Here is a 4,692-nt window from a genome sequence, read left to right on the forward strand (position 1 = left end):
GGTCCGACTTGAGGGTCCGGGTGGCGGTCAGCCCGTCCATGCCGGGAAGCTGGATATCCATGAGGATGGCGCCGGGCTTGAATTTTTTTGCGGCCTCGAGGCCTTTTTCCGCCGTATTCGCCTCGATCACCTTGAAGTGATGGAGATTCAAGACGGCTCTCACGAGCTTCATGTTGAGTTCGTTGTCTTCAATGACCAGTACAAATTTCCCGTCCATCACGGAGCTCCTTTTTGTTCAACAAATCGTAAACATTACATAAATAGCGATCTGGGTGCCCTCGCGGAACCCAGCTCCGCATTTTTCAAGCATCTCGGTAGATCCGCCTCTGAAGCCGGCTTTACAGGGGAATCAAAGGCCCCCGGCGCAACCCATGCCCATGATCCTCGCTGCCGGATCCGATAAGGGGACATCGCTTCCGATGGCGCTTTCGCCGGCATCCGGCAACGCCTTTTCAGCGCCCGCCGCACCAAAAGGAAGCAGGAAATGAAAGGTGCTGCCCTCGCCCGGCATACTGTCGACCCATATGCCGCCTTTGTGAAGCTCCACGAGCTGCTTGCACAAAGAGAGGCCCAGACCGGAACCCCCGAATTTTCCGGAGATGGTTTTGTCTTCCTGCTGAAAGACATCAAAGATGGATTTGAGGGACTGCGGCCGGATGCCGATTCCCGTATCGGCCAGGGCGACATGAAGAAAATACCGGGCGTGGCCGTCAACGACGTTCATGACATCCTCCCTGAAGGCGTCCGGAAGGTTCCCGCAGAGCCAGCTGCGGTTTTCGGTTTCGACCCGAAGCTCGATCCTGCCGCCCGGGGGGGTGAATTTGACCGCATTCGACAGCAGGTTGTACAGCACCTGTTTGAGCTTCCGTTCATCGACGTGGATGGTTTCAGGAAGGCTGTTTTCGGCATACACCAGGCTGCACCTCTTTTTCATGGCCTTCTCCCTGACCATGGTCAGGCTTCCCTGAATCACATCGCGGATGGCGATCTCCGAGAGGTCCAGCTCCATCTTTCCGGATTCGATTTTTGCAATATCGAGGATATCGTTGATGAGGGCGAGCAGGTGACTGCTGCTGGTCAGCACATCCTTCAGGTACTCCTCCTGGATCTCGTTCAACTCACCGAAATCCCTGCCCACAACCAGTTCGGTGAATCCCATGATATGGTTCAGCGGGGTACGCAGCTCATGGCTCATGTTGGACAGAAATTCGCTCTTGGTGCAGTTTGCTTTCTCGGCCTGGTTTTTTGCCTCCTTCAACGCAAGGATGGTCTGTTCCAGATCATGGTTGCTTTTTATCAGCTCAGCCGTTCGCAAAACAACCCGGCGTTCAAGGTCCGCATTCAAATTTTCGAGATCCGAATTGGTTTCAGCGATCTTTCTTCCATACTCCTCCGTTACCCGGAGCGCTTCTGTAAGTTCATGGTTTTTCTGTTCGAGCCTGTCCGCCATTTCATTGAACGCAGAGGCAAGTTTTCCAATTTCGTCCGGTTGCTCCAGTTCCACCCGTTCATCCAGACGCCCCGATGCCAAACGATTGGTGGCATCAAGAAGCTTATGGATGGGTCGTGTAAACGACTTGGCAGTCAAGACCCCGATACCGGCCGCCAGGGCAAATGCGATGATCGAGCTGATCAGAAAGAGGTGGGCGGTTTCCTTACGGTATCGCTCGGCGTTCTCACAGTTGATTGCCGTGGAGAGGACCGCGACCGGGTCGGACCCATTGTTTTTCAGAAGCGCGTAGGAGATCGAGTAGGGAGTGCTGCTGATGATCTCCTTCCGGTTGACGGTCTCCCCCTGTACGCTGTTGAATGTTGACATACCCTCTTCCCAAATGTGCATCCGATGTTTTCCCAGCGGGTCGATCAGCGTGCTGTGGATATTTCCGTTTTCATTCCACTGCAGGGTTACATCGGCTTTAATCTGGTCCTGAATTTCCTGTAGAAACGTTGTGTCCAAGGGATAAGATACAATCACGGCCCCCATGACCTGGAAAGTGGACGGGTCGATGATCGGTGCGGTGGATTTGATGGTCAACCCGTATCGAGAAGCAAAATAGTCGGTTTGGATTTCCAGACCCATCGCTTTTTTCAGCAGCGGATCTTCTGAAGGAGAAAAATACAGGTCTATATTTCTTCGTCTCACATAATTTCGGACAAACGATTTGTTTTTCGCTGAAAAAACTTCAACAATCGCCGGAGACCAGAAATCCTGGTTGGCATACAAAAAATTTTCAATTTCCTGAACATCCGCGTGTTTTATCAATTCATCCGCGTGCGTCAGCAGGCTTGCAATCTTTTCGGCTTTCTGAGTGTATTGAAACAGAATTTTTTGAGCATTATCAAGAGCGATCAAACTGTTTTGCTGCTGCTCCGCCTCGAAGTCATTGAAGAAAATATGCATGCTGATGTAGGTGGTGATGGTCATCGGAGCGATAACGATCAAGATAAAGATGATCACCAATTTTACCGTAATCGATCTGAATCCCCATATTCCCCGGCTTTTTTTCATTGCAGGAAATTCCATGTGCTATTCTTTCCATACACTCTGGAACCTGATGATCCCGGTGGGATGTTGTGCGAGGCCCATGACGGATCGGTTGCAGACCACCATCTGCTTCGCATGCACAAGGGGCACCCACGGCGCTTCCATGTGAATGATCTCCTGCGCCTTTTTGTAAAGCTCCCCTCGCCTCTCCCGGCTTGAAATCTGCTGCGCCTCAATTAAGATATCGTGAAGGGTTTCGTGTTTAAAAAAAGAGACATTTTCCGCATGGGGTTTTACAGCGTTGTCTTTGTCCAGCAGCATATAAAGAAAATTGTCGGGGTCACCGTTATCGCCGATCCATCCGAGCAGGCACATGTCATGTTCGCCGTTGGAAACTTTATCGAGGTATGTGCCCCAGTCGTGGGTGACAATGTCTGCGTGGATGCCCACCGCCGCAAGGTTGGATTTAATCGCCCTGGCGATCTTTTCGGGTTCGGGCATATAGGGTCTGGGAACAGGCATTGCCCAGAGCGTGGTTGTAAACCCCCCGTCATAACCCGCTTCCTTTAACAGCGCTCTGGCTTTTTCCGGGTCATATTCATAATCGACCAGCTCATCGGCATACCCCCAAAGTGTGGGTGGTATGGGGCTTTTGGCCGGTACGGCCATGTCCTGGTACAGGAGCTTTACGAGGTTTTTCTTATGGATGGCATGATTGACGGCCTGCCGGACCTTCAGGTTGTCAAAAGGTTGTTTCTCCGTATTCATGGCCAGATAGCCGATATTGACGCCGGCACTGCTTTTCAGCTCCATCGCATCGCTTCTGACAATTTCATGGATGCTTCCCGGGCTGATGCCGTCCATGATGTGAATGGCCGATGTTTTGAGCTCAAGGAGGCGGTCCCTGTTATCGAGAGTGGACTTAAAAACCACTGTGTCAAGATAGGCGGCACTTCCCCAATAGGCCGGATTTCTGTGCAAAACAATCCGTTCATTCTGAACCCATTCTTCAAACCGGAACGGGCCGGTTCCCACCGGGTGTTTCCAGGACTCGTCCTTCCAGCGGCTCACGGACGCCGGGCTGACAATCGCCGCAGATGTCATGGCCATATTGTACAGAAACGGCGCATAGGGTTTATCCAGTGTTATCCTGACCGTGTAATCATCGAGCGGCTCAACGTTCCGTACATACTTGAAGGTGAATCCGGCATACTTGAAATCCTCAAGATGATAGGAATGGCGGGTATCCATCTGTCTCATAAATGAAAAGACCACGGCATCCGCATTGAATGCGGTCCCGTCGTGAAAACGCACCCCTTTTCGCAGATGAAAAATCCACTCAGTTTCATTTCTTGAAGATTTCCAAGAGGCCGCCAGGCAGGGCTCGATTTCGGTCGAGTCATTTTTGTAGCGGACCAGGCCCTCAAATATGTTTTCCAGCACCTTTGCGGATTCCACGTCATCGCTTCTTGCGGGATCGAGGGTGACCGAATCCGCCCCCCTTCCGTAAATGATCACGCCGCCGCTTTTTGGAGGGCCGCTCCATCCGTCAACCGTTGCACTGAAGCAGATAGCTCCAACAATCAGCGCTGCAAGAAACGATTTTTTCATGGAATCCCTCCCGGAGCAATTCAGTATTTTCGAGTTCAATCCTGTCGCCCTCACCCCTTCAGCCCGCGCGGCGGCATAGGTTCTCCTTATCCGTATGCCTGCTGCAAACCCGGTCCTTTCCAGAGCGTTTGGCCCTGTAAAGCATTTCATCGGCCCGGCAGATCAGCTCGTTCACCGATTTGGCATCCTCTGGAAAGACCGCGACGCCGGCGCTCAAGGTTACCGGCTTCACTCTTGAGATCATGCCGTTGGAATAGGGGTGCTTCCGGACCATGTCGAGGACCCGCTCCCCGGCCTTGAGCGCGTCATCGCGGTCCGTGTAGGGCATGATGACGGCAAACTCCTCCCCCCCGTAGCGGACCGCCATATCGACCTCCCGGACGGACAGGCGGATGACCTGGGAGATCTCCCGCAGCAGCATGTCGCCGTCAAGATGGCCGAGCCTGTCGTTGTAAAGCTTGAAGTCATCGATGTCCATCATGGTCAGGGCAATGGTGTATTTCTGGCGGACGGCGCGCTTGATTTCCAGTTCGAGGGAATTGATGAAATAGGCGCGGTTGTAAAGCCCGGTCAGATCGTCCATGATGGCGGAGCTG

The 4,692-nt window shown here is 52.7% G+C and carries 4 protein-coding genes; all 4 read right to left on the reverse strand.

Annotated elements, in window-relative coordinates; translation table 11 throughout:
- A partial coding sequence (locus ACEW8N_RS21120; RefSeq protein ID WP_373501852.1) for a response regulator occupies positions 1-217 on the reverse strand: 217 nt, incomplete at its 3' end.
- A 132-nt stretch (positions 218-349) separates the two neighbouring features.
- On the reverse strand, positions 350-1,819 hold the full coding sequence (locus ACEW8N_RS21125) for an ATP-binding protein (RefSeq protein WP_373501853.1): 1,470 nt from the start codon (positions 1,817-1,819) through the stop codon (positions 350-352).
- A 708-nt stretch (positions 1,820-2,527) separates the two neighbouring features.
- Positions 2,528-4,246 carry an ABC transporter substrate-binding protein gene (locus ACEW8N_RS21130; RefSeq protein ID WP_373501854.1) on the reverse strand — a complete coding sequence of 573 codons (1,719 nt, stop codon included), beginning with the start codon at positions 4,244-4,246 and terminating at the stop codon, positions 2,528-2,530.
- Positions 4,155-4,692: GGDEF domain-containing protein (locus ACEW8N_RS21135; protein ID WP_373501855.1), on the reverse strand; the 538-nt coding region annotated here is incomplete at its 5' end. The genes ACEW8N_RS21130 and ACEW8N_RS21135, both read right to left, overlap by 92 nt.

The sequence above is a fragment of the Desulfococcus sp. genome (assembly GCF_041737845.1).
Classification (GTDB): domain Bacteria; phylum Desulfobacterota; class Desulfobacteria; order Desulfobacterales; family Desulfococcaceae; genus Desulfococcus.

Bases quoted from the DNA above. Each gene is read 5' to 3' on its own strand.
- ACEW8N_RS21125 (WP_373501853.1), bottom strand. From the start codon at position 1,819: ATGTCAACATTCAACAGCGTACAGGGGGAGACCGTCAACCGGAAGGAG.
- ACEW8N_RS21130 (WP_373501854.1), bottom strand. From the start codon at position 4,246: ATGAAATGCTTTACAGGGCCAAACGCTCTGGAAAGGACCGGGTTTGCA.